A 16241-nucleotide genomic window follows, 5' to 3' on the forward strand; every position below is an offset into this window, starting at 1 on the left:
TTGACCTTAGCTTCACGTGTGAATTTAGCTTCTTGAGTTACTGTTTTTGGAGTTCCGTCTTCGTTTAATACTGGAGTGCCATCTTCGTATACGTATGTTATTGTACGTGTTACTGTTTTGTTTAGATTTTTTTCTTCCAAGCCAGCTGGGTATTTAGGTCCGTCTGGGTTATTTGGATCAACAGGTGTTCCTGGTGTTTTTGGTTGATCTGGTGTAACTGGTACAACACGTTCTTTAAATGTTACTGTGAACTCTTGGTCAGTGTTAACATCTTTATCGAATACTCCGTCTGTTGGGTATGTATTAGATACTAATTCATATCCTTTATTTTGAGCTTCTTTGATTTTCGCAGCGATTTCATCTGCTTTTGTAAGCTTGTCTCCACCTTTACCTGTTTCAGTTACCGGTGTATTTCCTTCAACCTCTTTTACATTACCATCTTTGTCTTGGTAAACAAATGTTGTTTTAGCTTTTTGGATTGGTGAGTAAGTTACTACATATTCGTAATCTTCATCTGTTGCAGTTGTTGGCTGTACAGGAACTTTTTCTACACTTGCAATGTATCCTTCTTTTTGAGGCACAGTTACTTCTGGAAGATTTGTATCTCCGTTCCCTACCCAATTAACGTAAACAGGCTTATCATTAGAATCAACTACAGCTTTACCATCAGAATTCAATTTGACAGTACCTGTATAATTTACTGTTTGTTTAGATGGTTCAAATACCTGTTGCCCTGCAAGATCCTTAGCATCGTCTGCATACACATACTTAATTGTACGTTTGACTTCCTCAACCTTAGTCTTCTTAACATATGAATAAATAACATTGTTAACATAGGCACTAGGGTTCAAACCATTCGCTTTAATTTCTTCAGGAGTATAAATTTCACTAATTCTCTTATCACTAACATTGATAGTTCCTGTCGGACCTTTTGGAGGTATTTCAGCTAAAATATAGTCAATACCATTAACAGGTTTAATAACATCAGGAATTTGACTTGAAACATCATATTTTTTACCTAAAATATTCTTTGTTTCATGACTGCCATCTTCTTTAAGTTTAGCAAATCCATCATATTCAGTAGGCATATAGCCAAGTATTTTACCAGTTTCTAAATCGGTCAATGTTAGGGTAACAGCTCCGGTTTCAACTGTTGTTGAACCACTTGGAGAAGCATTAACAACCCATCCATTTGTAACCTTGGTTGTAACATCTTCTTTTTGACCATCTAGTACAGTCCCACCTGTTACAGTAAGAGTCCCAGACGTTTTATCATTACCTACTGTGCTTCCGTCTGTAACACGCCCCAAATCATCATACTTCAGCTTTGAAAATTCATCTGTAAATGTTCGATTAGTTATCTTTCTTTCAATTCCTAACTTATCAAGGGCCATAGAAATAGTTGAACCTTCTTGAATAGCCCCATCAATTACTTCTAATTCTAACTCTGTTGGTGATTTTAAAGTTGCTTTTAATGTGAAATCTGTATCTCTCCCGTCGTTAAGAATCCAAACATTATTCTCATTAGCTTTTACATTAGCAAAACGGTCTGAGGGTCTGTAAGTTATGCTATCTGTTTTAGTAGTAGTTGATGCAGTATTTTTACTTCCAGGGATTTCACTGAAGTAATTAAAGTCCGTATTAGGAAGTTTTATTGTAAACTTACTACCTTTATTGTATCGAACATCTGTATCCGTATTAATTGTAAGTGTATTCCCAATTTTTTCTAAAGTCGAACCTTTATATCTTAAACCACTATTTGGTGTCAAAGAAACGGAAGTAGATTGTTTTTGAGTACTTGGTTTAGTAGCTTTATTAGTATATGTATGTTCTACAGCCACTTGACCATCAACTTTGATAGATGCTACATAATCCGTATCTTTAGAAATTTGAGGGGCTTGATAAGCTGTTCCTGTCAGATACTCAACAGAATATGTAGTAACTGCATAGTTTTTTGCTTTATCATTCCACTTGATTTTATAAGTGACAGTCCCTACTTCATTTGGAATAGCTGGTTTTTCAGCCAAACGCTCTTCATAGGTCATTCCATCTTTCATACGTTGTGCCCAATATGGACTTGTTCCACCTTTATTACCTGTAGAATTGCTTTGTGCCACTGATTCAACAACACCAATTTCAGTTCCATCAGCTGCAGTAATTTTTGTACCTTTTGTAAAAGAATTCCCAAATGCTGCTAAATTCTTTAACTCAATTGTAGTTGTATCTCCTGCTTTTACATTAGAAGTATCAAATGATACCTCTAAGCCCCATGACAAAGGTCTAGTATTTTCGCCGTTCATGGTAATATAAGCATTTTGAACATTTACAACAGCTTTACCTTCTTTGATAACCCCCTTACCCGTATATGTTTGAGGCTTACTTTCTTCCCCCGCCAATTTTGCTTCAACTTTACCTGCATGACCCGCACGTTTCATTTCAGCATAAACTGCTTCAATTGCGGCAGAAAGACGATTCACTTGAGCTACCATCTGGTCTTTAGAAGCATCAGATGAAAGCAAATCGTTAGACTTCGCTGCTTCAAGCTTCACTGCAGCAACTGCAGCTGATAATTTTTGTTTAGCTGCTTCATCTTTGACTTCTTTATCTGAGAAGTTTGAAGCTACAGATGTCATAACCTCTGCTTCTGAAGTCAATTGAGTAAGAACTGTCTTCACATCATCTTGTGCTTTTTCTGTTGCAGCTTTTTCATCCGTTTCTTTGTCAGTTTTTTCTTTAGCTACTTCTTTTTTGGCAGCTTGCTCTTTATCAGATTTTTCTTTTTCTGCTTTATCAGTAACTTCTTTTTCTGCTTTATCAGTAACTTCTTTTTCTGCTACAGGTGTTGCTTCAATTTTAGCGTCGTCTTTTACTTCAGGTTTTTCATCTGCTTTTACAGCATCAAGCTTTAATTCTGGAAGTTCCTCAACAACTGGTGTTGTTATAGCTGAATCAGGTTTCTGTTTATCAGAATTTGTAACTTCTGTTGCTTTTGCCGTTGCAACATTTGTCTCATCAGCTTTGACAGCATTTGCTCCTAATAAGAGAGCAGTTCCCAATAGAACACTAGCAGCACCAAAGCTATACTTACGAATAGAAAAGCGCTGAGCTCTTCTGCCGTGATATTTTTCCATTCTTGAATACATGGTTTCTCCTTTTTTAAAATATATGCTAATTACGGAATTACACCCAAGTATTTCAAAAATCCCCCATTCCCAGCCTGATTGACAAAGTTAAATGGCTACACTTAGGTACTTAATTCCTACCTTACATTATAACATTATTTCAATTAGAATGTCTACATTTTTCTACAAAATATGTGAAATTATATATATATATATATATATTAATCTGTATTTTAGGTAATTTCATGACAAAAAATAAAAGGCCGATATGACCTTTTACTTTGATTTTTTAATTTTACGGTTTGATACGGTGCAACATACGTGGGAATGGAATAGCTTCGCGGATGTGTTTTGTTCCTGCTGCGAAGGTTACCATACGTTCGATACCGATACCAAATCCTCCGTGTGGTACCGTACCATATTTACGAAGGTCAAGGTAAAATTCATACTCTGTACGGTCCATACCAAGTTCATCCATCTTAGCGACAAGGGCATCGTAGTCTTCCTCACGCATAGACCCACCGATGATTTCTCCATAGCCTTCTGGGGCAAGCAAGTCTGCACAAAGCACGCGCTCTGGATTTCCAGGAACTGGTTTCATGTAGAAGGCTTTAATGGCTGCTGGGTAGTTCATGACAAACGTTGGCACACCAAAGTGGTTTGAAATCCAAGTTTCATGCGGTGAACCAAAATCATCACCATGCTCAAGATGCTCGTAGTCAGCGTCTTCATCATTTTCATGCTCTTGTAAGAGATCAATAGCTTGATCGTAGGTAATGCGTTTGAATGGCTCTGCAATGTAGCGTTTCAAGAGTTCTGTATCACGTTCCAATGTTTCCAAAGCTTGAGGCGCACGATCAAGAACACCTTGTAGAAGAGCTTTCACATAAGCTTCTTGCAAGTCAAGCGACTCATCGTGTGTCAAGTATGAGTACTCTGCATCCATCATCCAGAACTCAGTCAAGTGACGGCGCGTTTTTGATTTTTCAGCACGGAATACTGGACCAAAGTCAAAGACACGGCCAAGAGCCATAGCACCTGCTTCTAGGTAAAGTTGACCTGATTGACTCAAGTAGGCTGGCGTTCCGAAGTAGTCTGTTTCAAAAAGTTCAGTTGAGTCTTCAGCCGCATTTCCTGAAAGAATTGGGCTATCAAACTTCATGAAGCCGTTTTTGTCGAAGAACTCATAAGTTGCGTAGATGATAGCGTTACGGATTTGCATCACCGCTACTTGCTTACGAGAGCGTAGCCACAAGTGACGGTTATCCATCAAAAAGTCTGTTCCATGTTCTTTTGGTGTGATTGGGTAGTCTTGAGATTCACCGATCACCTCGATGTCTGTAATGTCCAACTCATAACCAAATTTAGAACGTTCGTCTTCTTTGACAATTCCTGTCACATAAACAGACGTTTCTTGGCTCAAGCGTTTGATAACATCAAACTTCTCAAGTCCTACTTCTTCACCAAATTTTTCGACAAAGTTTGGTTTAAAGGCCACACCTTGGAAAAAGGCTGTTCCATCACGCAATTGCAGGAAGGCGATTTTCCCTTTTCCTGATTTGTTGGCAACCCAAGCGCCAATCGTCACTTCCTGACCAACATAGTCTTTTACATCAATAATCGTTACACGTTTTGTCATTATTTTTCCTTTTCTTTTATTTTTCCATAAATACTTTCAAGCGTTTAACTGCTTCTTTAAGCGTGTCTAGGTCTGTCGCATAGCTGAGGCGGACATTTTCTGGAGCTCCAAATCCTGCTCCTGTTACCACGGCTACTTCAGCTTCTTCTAGGATAGCGGTTGTAAATTCTGTCACATCCGTATAGCCTTTCATCTCCATGGCCTTTTTGACATTTGGGAAGAGATAGAAGGCTCCTTGAGGTTTGACCACTTCAAATCCTGGAACTTCTGCAAGAAGGGGATAAATGGTATTGAGACGTACTTCAAAAGCCTGACGCATACTTTCTACAGTATCTTGCTCGCCTGATAGAGCCTCAACTGCTGCATACTGGGCTACTGCTGAAGGGTTGGAGGTTGTTTGACCTGCAATCTTAGACATGGCAGCGATAATGTCTGCTTCTCCGACGGCATAGCCAATCCGCCAGCCAGTCATAGCATAGGTTTTAGACACACCATTGATGACCACTGTTTGCTTGCGAATCGCTTCAGATAAGCTAGAAATGGGTGTAAATTCATGACCATTATAGACCAAGCGCCCATAGATATCATCTGCTAGGATGAGAATATCCTTTTCTACAGCCCAGTTTCCGATTTCCAAGAGTTCCTCACGGGTGTAAATCATTCCTGTCGGATTAGATGGTGAATTCAGCACCAAAACCTTAGTCTTGTCAGTGCGAACTGCTTCTAACTGCTCTACGGTCACCTTAAAGTGATTGTCCTCTTTAGCAGGAACAAAGACTGGCACACCCTCTGCCATCTTGACCTGGTCTCCATAGCTGACCCAATAGGGGGTTGGGATGATCACTTCATCACCTGGATTGACCACAGCCATAAAGAAGGTATAGAGAGAATATTTGGCTCCCGCAGCGACTGTCACTTGATTTGGCGCTACAGAATAACCGTAAAAGCGCTCAAAGTAGGTATTGACCGCTGCCTTAAGTTCTGGCAGACCTGAGGTCACTGTATAAAAAGAAGCGCGCCCATCTTGAATTGATGCAATGGCGGCATCTTGGATATTTTTTGGAGTAGTGAAATCTGGCTCACCCAAGGTTAGAGACAGAATATCTCTTCCCTCAGCCTTTAGTGCTTTGGCACGAGCTCCAGCAGCCAAGGTCACACTTTCTTCCATTTCTAAAACACGGTTGGATAGTTTCATAGGCCCTCCTTATTGACCAATGCTCCTGTTTCAAAATCTACTAGATAAAAATCAGATCCTGACTTAACTTCCCAAATTGGCTTATCTTGATAACGGCCAAAGGTAATCTTGTCAATCTCGCCAGCTCCTTTTTCCTTAGAAACAGCTTCTGCTTTTTCTTGTGAAACACCCTGATTTAGCTGATAAACGTAAATCTTATGGTCATCTTTTCCAATCAGGACAGCAAGTGATTCTTGTTTTTTATTACGACCAAGAACGCTGTAATAGGATTCTAAGCCATTGTATAAGTCAACCTGATCAGTCTGCTCTAATCCTGCATACTGCTGAGCTAATTTTTCTCCTTCACTTTTAGCTGTTTGATAGGGTTTCATACTCAGAAACACTAGATACAGAAAGGAAGCACTGATAACCACAAACAAAATCGTCATCCCTAGACCATACTGCCACAGTAGATTATTTTTTGCTTTTTTTTGTCTTTTTTTCACTCGTCTATTTTACCATCTATTAGGCTTTATTACAAGTGAATGCAAGAATACTCTTCGAAAATCAAATTCAAACCACGTCAGCTTCGCCTTGCCGTACCCAAGTACTGTCTGCGGCTAGCTTCCTAGTTTGCTCTTTGATTTTCATTGAGTATAAGAAACCAATTCTATTTCTCCCTTCAAAGTAAACCGATTTTTCTTGTTTAAAACCGAGCAAGAAAAGTAAAGACAGCTCCAAAATCAACCTATTAAAAAACTTGAGCTTTGGCACTCAAGTTTTCAAAAATTCTTTTAATCTATGGAATTATTTTATCATCTATTCTTTTAGCCATTTTTCCTAAAAAGACAGGCAGTAGAAGGCTAATCAAGACTAAAAAGAATCCTAGATAAAGAAATGTTATCACAAAGCCTAAATTGTCAATCAACCATCCTGTCAGTGGGAAGAACACAATCATACTTAGGCTAAACATCATAGAGTAGACACTCAGCATGGTTGCCCTTACTTCACTTGGGAGGCGCTCTTGCAAATCATTGTCAAAAATCGGCTGAAAAAGAGCATATAGAGCATTACTAATCAAATAAATCAAAATATAGATTAGAGGTGTCCCAAAGTAGGACAGCAGGTAAGTAACTCCAATCAGCAGGACGAGAATAGGGAAAATCTTCAAGGCGGCATATTTCTTTCCAATCTTACTCGCTAGATAGACTGCAAGGATATTCAGGAGACTACCAAGTAGCATAACTGCTGAAATTTGCCAACTACTTAAATCTGGTAACTGATTTTGATAGTAAAAATAAAACATGCACATGAGTGTTCCGACAATCTGAGACAAAACCATCCAATTGAAGAGCATGGGATTTCGCTCCAACTCTTCCTTAACAGTCCAAATAATCTGTTTCATGGTCACACTATCAGCTTTTTCTAGCTTGACACTGGGTTCTTTCAGCATCCAAATCAAGACAAGAACTATGATAGAAGTGGCAATCATGATATAGTAGGTCAGGTGCAATTGACCATGGACAAAAAATCCCGCCAACACTGTCCCCAAAGAACGAGTTCCTTCTGCTACTCCTGACATGAAACTTGAAATGGATAGATAGCGCTCCTTTAGCCCAGCCTCTACAGCCGAGTCATAGACCATTGCTGCACTCGTCCCTGAATCAAAATTATAAGACAAGGCACTTATCGCCATAGCTAGCGCATAAATCCAAAAATTTCCCTGCCCAGCCAACATAAGAATAGAAGACACAATCCCTGCTATACGACTTAAATAAAGGTTGGTCTTATAGGAATAGCGGTCAGCTAACATACCAGATGGAATTTCACAGAGAAGACTGGTCGTATGAAAAATACTCTCCAGAAGTCCAATCTGCCAAAGAGACATGCCGTTTTGACTGAGAAAAAGAATCCAAAAACTGGTAATCCCTAGAAATGCAAAAAACTCAACTCCGGCCATCAGGCCAATATTTTTCCGATAATTTCTTATTAACATCTTTTCTCCTTTAACAAGTGTATTATTATTTCATTTGTCCGTCACTTGTTAATCTTTGCCTTACATGATCTCCACCCCTTTTAGAAGCATTCTTCAATGCCATTATTATTCCTTTAGTTATTTATGAAATGATACCGGAAAATAGCTGTTCTGCCATTTCTATTGCGAGTTTTCTTGTTTATTTTAGCACTTATGTCATCATATTACAAGAGAATGTTGGAATACTCATAGAAAATCAAAGCAAATCACAATCCAAAGAAAAGAGGTCTTACTTTTTCAGTCACAAATGACTAGAATTTCAGCAATTTTATAATTTTCAAATAAACTCTGAGCAAATTTCTTGCAAGTCCTTTTGTTTTGTTGTAATATACTTTATAACAACGAGAGACATCTCGGAAATTTAAGAAAAAGGAGACACATCATGTCTAAAAAAGTATTATTTATCGTCGGATCACTACGCCAAGGTTCTTTCAACCACCAAATGGCTCTCGAAGCTGAGAAAGCACTTGCTGGTAAAGCGGAAGTTAGCTACCTTGATTATTCAGCCCTTCCTCTCTTTAGCCAAGACTTGGAAGTTCCAACTCACCCAGCTGTAGCGGCTGCTCGTGAAGCGGTTCTCGCAGCGGATGCTATCTGGATCTTCTCTCCAGTCTACAACTTCTCAATTCCTGGTACAGTGAAGAACTTGCTTGACTGGTTATCTCGTGCCCTTGACTTGTCTGATACACGTGGCGCTTCTGCCCTTCAAGACAAGTTTGTCACAGTATCATCTGTAGGCAATGCAGGGCACGATCAACTCTTCGCTATTTACAAAGACCTCTTACCATTTATCCGTACACAAGTAGTTGGCGATTTCACTGCTGCACGTGTTAATGACTCTGCCTGGGCAGACGGAAAATTAATTCTTGAAGAAACAGTCTTAAACTCACTTGAAAAACAAGCTCAAGATTTGGTCGCAGCAATTCAGTAAAAAATAGAAAATTTTAAGAAGTCTTTAATATAAAAATGAGCCACTTTAAATTTAAAGTGGCTCATTTTTTGTGCTATTTAATACTATACTGCTAATTAAATCAGTATTAACACTTTATATTTAGCGATGTCTTCTAGCATGACCACGAGTTCCTGGTCCAGTTCTAATTGGTTTAACTTGTTTACCTGGACGTGAAGGAACATGGTGTACTGGTCCATGATGAGGTCTCGTTAAATGCGGTTTAGACTGAACACTTGGTTTTGGATGAGTAACAACTACGTTTGGTTTTGTAACAACTCCGACCACATGAGTGTGGCTAGTAGTACCAGTATGAATGACACTTGTCACCTCTGAATGAGTTTCGGTTTCATTTGTTGTGATAGTGACAATCGGTGTTGTTGGACCCGCTGTTGCCGCATTTGAGGTAACAGTGGTTGTCGTTGTAGTTGTAGTCGTAGCCGTTCCACCAGGAACAGGTTTTGTCTCTGTTTTCTTATTAACAGATGTTTGTGAAGAAAAATCTGTTGGTTTAATTGCAGCCAAGGCTTCAGCTGGAGTTAAGCTAGGTTTTGAATCAGTAGTCGCTACCGGTTTTGGTTGCACAGCTGGTGTTGGTGTAGCTGGAGTAGATACTACTGGTTTAACCGGTGTTACCGGTGCAGGTGCTACTGGTTTCACTGGAGCAACTGGTTGCGGTGTGGCAACAGGCGCTGGAGTTACTGGTGTCGAAACTACTGGTTTGACCGGTGTTGATGGTGCTACCGGTTTTGGTTTAACTACAGGTGCTGGCTTAGCCGGAGTTGACACTGCTGGTTTAACCGGTGTTACTGGTTTTACCGATACAACGGGTTTTGCAACAATTGGTGATGATGCAACAACTGGATTCGGAACAGTCAAAACTGGTTTGATAGAAATTCCATTCCCTAGACTAGAAGGAGTTGCTGCAATAGTTGTTACTCCTTGTGGAGTGACATTTGGTTTATGAACAGTCGTATCCACTGACGCTACTGGTTTATCATCAATTCTTGTGATTTTCCAATTATCATAAATAACTGCACCAGTAACGAGGTTAACTCTCGCCACTCTTTCAAAAACTACAGATCGAACTACATCTTTGAAAGCTTGTTTGCCATCTTTTTGATATTTGTAGTGAATCGTCTGCTTGGTCATTTTTCTCAGTGTATCTAAGTTTTCAACCGATTTAGGCCAAACAGGTGACAATGCATCTCCTGCTACTAATGGATTTCCAGCAATTGGTTTTGGATCATCTGCTGTAACAGTCACAACTTTTTCGATTAATTGAACTGAGAATACTTGATCAGTTTGTTTTTCACTGTCGAAACGTTTATCATTAGCCTTTGCAAAACCATCATGTACTAATTCATATCCTTGTTTTAGGTATTGATTAATACGAGTTTTTGAATTATAAACAATTGTTTCACCTGGAAGACCAACTACACTATCCACATTTCCTAAAACTTTAGGACTTGTTTCTGTTTGATTGAGGTATTTAATCTGTGCTTTTTGTTGAGCAAGATAATCATAAACAACATGGATATCAGCCTGTGTCAAATGTCCCTTACTATTAGCAGGTGTTTGTGACAAGACATATACTACACCATCTTTTTCGAAACGTTCAGGAACTTTAGCAGTCACATCATAGTTATTTCCCAACAAGTTAATGAGATTTGAACTCTTATCATGTGGTGTATTGAATGTTTCTAAAATAGTTTGACTTGTTTTATCACGATATTGAATATCAACTTTACCAAATTTAGCTTCTTCGTACACAGCTACCACGTTGGCTTGAGCTCGTGTAATCGTACCAGATGTCTTCGTATTGCTATAGAAACGATCATTCTGTGCATACTCTTTGAAGACATAATATTTACCATTTGGTGAATGCAATAAATAAGGTGCTGTGATAGATGTTGTTTGAATTCCTTTATTTTCTTGAACTTCTGTCTCAGTTGTATTTCTCTCTAAAGTAGCTACATAGCTAGTATCAATTTTGGTAGATGGTCTTACAGTAGTGAATTTGTCTTGAAGGATACCTCCATTTTCCACCGCTGCAATGGCAGGAAGAAGCATTTTCCCTTGAGTATCAACGAAGCGAACAGCTACATCTCCATATACAAGGCGTCCATCTGTTCTAACCATATCTGGGTTGGCAATTTTCCAGTCAGAATCAGCAGCTTGTTCGTATTGGTCTGTAAGATTTTTACCTTTGGCATCAACCACTGTCAATGTCCCTGGAACATTCGATTTAAAACCATTTCTAGCTTCATTCAGATAATTAACTGTGTGACTTGTCGGAACACGGTCAACTCCAAAATCTTTTGTACGTAATACATAAGTTCTTCCAGCCAACATCTTGCCAGATACCAATTCAAAGGTTAATTCATTATCTGCTGCCTTAAGAATCTTGAATTTGGCATGTTGGCCAGGCTCTTCACGAGGTGCCTCCAAAATAACATTATGGCGATTTACCCTTGTTCTTGATGTATCAGGGCTAGTATTTATCATTTCAACATTGTGAGCACCACGTTCAATAAATTCACCAACAGTAGCAAACTTATTGAATTCTGTATCATTGATACGAACAGTGAAACGAGTCCCTGCACTAAAGTTTGATTTCCATGTTCCGATACGAAGGGTACTGTTGTATGTCTTGATACTTCCATCATCGTCCAACATCACATCACCTGTGAAGTTAGCTGTAGTAGGTGTATCATAAACTTTAGGTGCTCCTATATCTGTTTTAATCACAGTGTAATTCTTAGTGACTACATTTTGACCATTAACTGAGATAACACCAGTTACAGACTTATCCACATTCACTCGAGGATAACGAATTCCACCTCTGTATTGAAGTTCAAAAGTAACATCGTCTAAGCGTTCAATTTCGTCAGTGAAACGGTATATTGCTTCAATATGACTTCCTTTGTCAACTAAATCCCATGATTCTTTTGTGTCCAAAGCAACGTCACGATCTCCACGTGAAGCCCAGTATGAAAGGCTTCCAGCTTTGGCATTATCATTTTTCTGAACCAGACTCACTCGTTCTGCAAATACTTTACCTTCAGCAACCAATTTTTGAGGAAGATTATTGTCTTGCGGTAATTCCTTCAAGCCAATTGTGAAGATATCTCCCTTATGATAGGCACCATTTTTAAATTTTAATTGGAAGCGATAATCAGCAATACCTGTTGAAGTTACACGGTCGGCCATGTCAATTGTACCACTGGCAATAATATTTCCATTATCGATAGCTACATCCTGTGTTTGAGTTGGCGATAGACTAGCACTAATTTTCTTGCCGTGTCCTGCACGTTGCAACTCAGTATAAACTGTTTCAATAGCTGAATACAGTTGATTTAATTGAGTCTTAAGATTTTCTACACTAACAGATGAATCTTTCAACAAGGATTTTGATTGTGAAATCTGAATTGTTGCTGCCTTAACAGCTTCTTGAACTAAGGCTTTTTCTTCAGCTTTACGATCTGCTTCTTGAGCATAACGAACAGCAACTTGATTTAAAACTTCTGCTTCTGATACAACCTGTTCTAAGGTTGTTTTTTCGACTGATTTTTCTTCTTTTACGTTCTCACTTGAAGTAGGTGAGGTAGTTTTTTCTTCACTAGACTTAACTTCTTTAGAAGTGAATTCTTTTGAGTCCGAAGTTTTTGTCTCAGATGCTACCTTAGATTCTGCTTCCTTCTTAAGAAAGGCATTGATATCTAATTCTTCTTTTTCCAAAACTGGAGCTTGAAGAGTTGAAGGTAATTCTGCTATTTTTTCCTCAGATTTCTCTTGCTTGGTCTCTTCTGGTTTTTCAGAGACTCTTTGTTCTTCTTTTTCAGTGCGATGTAAATCTACTTTCTGTTCATCTGCACTCACATTTGAATAAGTACCAAAAACCATCAAGGCAGCTACAGCAACAGATACTGCACCAAAACTTGATTTTCTAATGGAATACTTGTTTACCTTATTCATTTGATTCCGTTTTACTCTTGAATACATATATTTTCTCTCTAACTTTTTATGATAAAAAAGGGAGTGGAATTGATGCTGTATTGACATACATTCTCACTCCCTAAAACACTACACTTCAATATTTTGTTGTCTAGAGTTTTGTTTTGATTTTATTCATCTCGTTTTGCTTTTCCAACTAAACTGAATCCAGCAATTAGGCCAAGCACTCCTAGAACTTGAGCCATACCAGAAGAGTGACCCGCAGTTTTTGGAAGTTCTTTTTCCTCCTCTTTTGGAGCTGGAACTGCTGACGGCACTTTTGGAGCTGGAGCGGGCGTTGGAACCGGAGTTGGTGTAACTTGTGGAATTGGTTGAACATTTCTATAAGTTACAGTTACAACTTGATTTCCAGTTTCTGCTGTAATTCCTTGAACCGAATCTACCTTAGCAAGATCAGGATTGTATCCTGCAATGGTTGGAGATACCACTTCGTCAAAACTTGTCACTCCATCTTCAGAAACCCAAGATGTACTTGTAGTTTTACCTGTTACATTATCGATACTTAACATACGTGAAAAACTTACTTGATCATGGTGATCTTCACTTGCTTTTGTACCATCTGCAAATACATAATGGATCGTTCTCTCTACTACTTTAGGAACATCTTTTTTAACAGTGATCTTATGTTTCAATAGAACTGTATATTCTTGAACTTTAGTTTCATCTGTATCAAAAGTTGCATCTGTAGGGAAACCATCTTTCTGTAATAAGTACCCTTTTTCTATCAATGATTTCAAAACAGTTTCTGTCGTATAAGCAATCTTTTCTCCAGATTTACCAGTAACATTGTCTGTATGAACGACCTCATCCTTATTATCAACATCTATATAACGAACCACTGCAACTTGATCTGTCTTGACGTAAGTTACCTTTGTATCTTCACCTGGATTTTCAGGTGTGACACTTGTACGCTCTGGTTTGTAGCCTACAATTTCAGGTACTGCTGTTTCTCCAGCTTTACGAGGATCATTTGCATCATTCATGTATTGTGGTTGAGGAGCATCTGCAATCACATTTCCAGAAGCATCTACTGGAATGATTTTACCCAAAGCTTTATATGTAACTGTATCTGTTGCTTTTGGTGAATCTGGCGTAACTGTCTTAGCACCAGCTTCTGATTTATCAGCAAAATATCCTGCCACAACTGGGACTTTAACTATGCCATAGGTATGGTTCTTGTTTTCCCAAGTCGTTTCTTTAGTTGCTTCATTATATGATCCCCTGAAAACAAAGTCATTTTGCACATTATCTTTAGGAGTTGCAGAACCTGCACCAGCAAAGCTTACTGTTTGGTTTGTTTCCTTAGATACTGGATCAATAATTTCATTATATGTTACAAAGGTATCTTTTCCGATGCGATCAGGATCAGATTCATCATTTGGTTCGATTGTCTTGTCAACAATGTTATATCCCCAAACAGTTGGTTGCGTATTATTTAATACATGGAATTTTGGAGCCGCAGGAATTTTTGTTTCCGCTGCTTTTGTTGCATCGTTTGGATCATTATCATAGTACTTATAGAGAGCGTCTTCAATGTTTTGTACCACCTCTCCTTGTTCATTGATATATTGTCCTTTATTATTGACTGCTACAATACGTCCCATTTCTTTCAAGTCAACATTAACTTCTGTATCTTGAGGAGAATTTGGGTTAACCTCCATCGTTCCTACTTTATTCACAGTAGCATAGAATTTTGGTGTAATAGGAGTTCGTACTGCTTTGAACACTGCATTAACAGATGAATCAGCTTCTGAATTAGTTGAACTATCTGGCTCTGCTACAGTGGCACGTTTACCTCTTGATGAACGACGTACTGAACGCTCACCATTTTCTGTCACAGTTAAGCCTACTGGGGACTCTTGAGAATTAGCAGTTTGTGGAGCTAAAGCTAGTCTTACACTAGATGATCTTACAACTCTTGTTACACTGTTATTTGCTACTGTAGGAGTTGTAGCTGATGGTTGAGATGCTACTGGAGCTACAACATCTTGGTTTTTAATACCAGTAATCTTCCATTGTTCATAATTGATATCACCAGAAACCAAATTCACAAGAGCATTTCTTTCATAGCTGATATGTTGATCAATCGTTCCATATGCAGCTTTTCCATTTTTAAGGTAACGGAAGTTGATACGACGAGTTATTGTTTGAGTCAATTTCTCCATTCTCTCGACAGTACGTGGCCAATTTGGTGTATTTGGTTGTCCTGGATTAACTGGGGTGTTTGGTTGTGGTTTAGGATCTTTCGGTGTTACACGTTCGACACGTTCTGAAAGGGTTACAGTGTAGACTTGATCACGTGCTGTATCGTAGTCATAAACCTTAGCACCACCTGCTGTGAATTCATCGCTAACAAGGTTGTAGCCTTGTTTCTTGAATTCATTGATTTGACTTATTGTGCTGTAGGCAATGGCTTCACCTGACTTACCTGTTACTTCATCTGTTGTGAGAACACGGTTACCGTTAGTGCTTACGTAACGGATAACAGCTTTTTGAGCATCCTTACGGTAAGTAACTGTTTCAACACGGTCTTGGTCTTTAGCATTCACTCCGCTTACAGCTGGAATTTCTGATTTATCCGCTGTGTAACCTGCGATAGTTGGAGAGACCACTTTATCAAACGTATCATCATTGGTTGTCCAGTCTTGGAAGTCAATATGACCAGTCACTAGGTTAATACGACTCCAACGTTTGAAGTTCAGTGTTTCAACTACATCATCCTTAGCCTTACTTCCATCTTCGTAAACGTAATGGATGGTACGGCTAACACTTTCCTTGTTATCCAAGTTTTCAACGGTTCCTGGCCAACGTGGGCTATCTGGTTGTCCTGGATTAACTGGTGTGTTTGGTTGTGGGCTTGGGTTATCTGGATTAACTGGTTCAACACGTTCTGAAAGAGTTACAGTGTAGACTTGGTCACGTGCTGTATCGTAGTCATAAACCTTAGCACCACCCGCTGTGAATTCATCGCTAACAAGGTTATAGCCTTGTTTCTTGAACTCTGTGATTTGACTTGTTGTGCTGTAGGCAATGGCTTCACCTGACTTACCTGTTACTTCATCTGTTGTGAGAACACGGTTACCGTTAGTGCTTACGTAACGGATAATAGCTTTTTGGGCATCCTTACGATAAGTGACTGTTTCAACACGGTCTTGGTCTTTCGCTTGAACTCCACTTACAGCTGGGATTTCTGATTTATCCGCTGTGTAACCTGCGATGGTTGGAGAGACCACTTTATCAAACGTATCATCATTAGTTGTCCAGTCTTGGAAGAAAATTTGACCAGTCACTAGGTTAATACGACT

Annotated in this window: 8 protein-coding genes; 1 reads left to right on the top strand and 7 read right to left on the bottom strand. The window is 38.9% G+C overall.

Annotation, left to right across the window (positions count from 1 at the left end; translation table 11 throughout):
* The 5 genes from N8M95_RS08915 to N8M95_RS08935 all read right to left on the bottom strand — a co-directional run.
* Positions 1 to 3143, bottom strand: a 3143-nt coding sequence (locus N8M95_RS08915) for a mucin-binding protein (RefSeq protein ID WP_261117059.1), incomplete at its 3' end; no start/stop codon positions are given.
* A 274-nt stretch (positions 3144 to 3417) separates the two neighbouring features.
* Positions 3418 to 4761 carry an asparagine--tRNA ligase gene (gene asnS / locus N8M95_RS08920; RefSeq protein WP_000167160.1) on the bottom strand — a complete coding sequence of 448 codons (1344 nt, stop codon included), beginning with the start codon at positions 4759 to 4761 and terminating at the stop codon, positions 3418 to 3420.
* A gap of 16 nt (positions 4762 to 4777) precedes the next feature.
* Entirely contained in the window at positions 4778 to 5956 is a 1179-nt protein-coding gene (locus N8M95_RS08925) for a pyridoxal phosphate-dependent aminotransferase (RefSeq protein WP_261117060.1), read from the bottom strand.
* On the bottom strand, positions 5953 to 6441 hold the full coding sequence (locus tag N8M95_RS08930) for a cell wall elongation regulator TseB-like domain-containing protein (RefSeq protein ID WP_219966869.1): 489 nt from the start codon (positions 6439 to 6441) through the stop codon (positions 5953 to 5955). The genes N8M95_RS08925 and N8M95_RS08930 overlap by 4 nt, the downstream gene beginning before the upstream one ends.
* 293 nt (positions 6442 to 6734) lie before the next feature.
* Positions 6735 to 7931, bottom strand: a complete 1197-nt coding sequence (locus N8M95_RS08935; protein WP_261117061.1) for an MFS transporter — start codon at positions 7929 to 7931, stop codon at positions 6735 to 6737.
* 421 nt (positions 7932 to 8352) lie between these two features.
* Between N8M95_RS08935 and N8M95_RS08940 the strand changes: the two genes are divergently transcribed.
* Positions 8353 to 8901, top strand: a complete 549-nt coding sequence (locus N8M95_RS08940) for an NADPH-dependent FMN reductase (protein ID WP_261117062.1) — start codon at positions 8353 to 8355, stop codon at positions 8899 to 8901.
* Positions 8902 to 9021: 120 nt separating this feature from the next.
* Here N8M95_RS08940 and N8M95_RS08945 read toward each other — a convergent pair whose 3' ends face one another.
* Positions 9022 to 12924, bottom strand: a complete 3903-nt coding sequence (locus tag N8M95_RS08945; protein ID WP_261117063.1) for a mucin-binding protein — start codon at positions 12922 to 12924, stop codon at positions 9022 to 9024.
* A gap of 122 nt (positions 12925 to 13046) precedes the next feature.
* On the bottom strand, positions 13047 to 16241 hold a 3195-nt coding region (locus N8M95_RS08950; RefSeq protein WP_419991958.1), incomplete at its 5' end, for a mucin-binding protein.

The sequence above is a fragment of the Streptococcus mitis genome, from assembly GCF_946190325.1.
In the GTDB taxonomy this organism is placed as follows: Bacteria; Bacillota; Bacilli; order Lactobacillales; family Streptococcaceae; genus Streptococcus; species Streptococcus mitis_CF.